General features: G+C 43.5%; 1 protein-coding gene. It reads right to left on the bottom strand.

Features of this window, described 5'->3' with window-relative positions:
• Positions 1-133: 133 nt before the first annotated feature.
• Positions 134-244, bottom strand: coding sequence for a hypothetical protein (locus L9G74_RS24375; RefSeq protein ID WP_500142678.1), 111 nt, complete (start codon positions 242-244; stop codon positions 134-136).
• Positions 245-260 lie beyond the last annotated feature (16 nt).

The raw sequence follows: 260 nt of genomic DNA, 5'->3' as shown, positions 1-260 counted from the left end.
GCCAAATATCCATCAAATAGTCGCTCAAGTTTTGATGGTTGTTGATATAGCGTTTGATAATCATCATTTCTAAGTAGTTTTGCGCTACAGCAGACTCCTCCACCAGCTCATCGTACACACAACACACATGCAGCTAGTCATCATCGTCAAGGACGCTCCGGCGCCTCTGAATCGTAACTTTCGTCTGTTTGCTAGTGTGGGTATTGATTTGCTCCAGAAGTGAGATAAGCCTTTCTTCAGACACCTTTTCAGATATTCCA

Source organism: Shewanella electrica (assembly GCF_022321485.1).
Taxonomy (GTDB): domain Bacteria; phylum Pseudomonadota; class Gammaproteobacteria; order Enterobacterales; family Shewanellaceae; genus Shewanella; species Shewanella electrica.
Note: the sequence above shows the minus strand (reverse complement) of the source record. Positions and strands in the feature narration are given on the sequence as shown.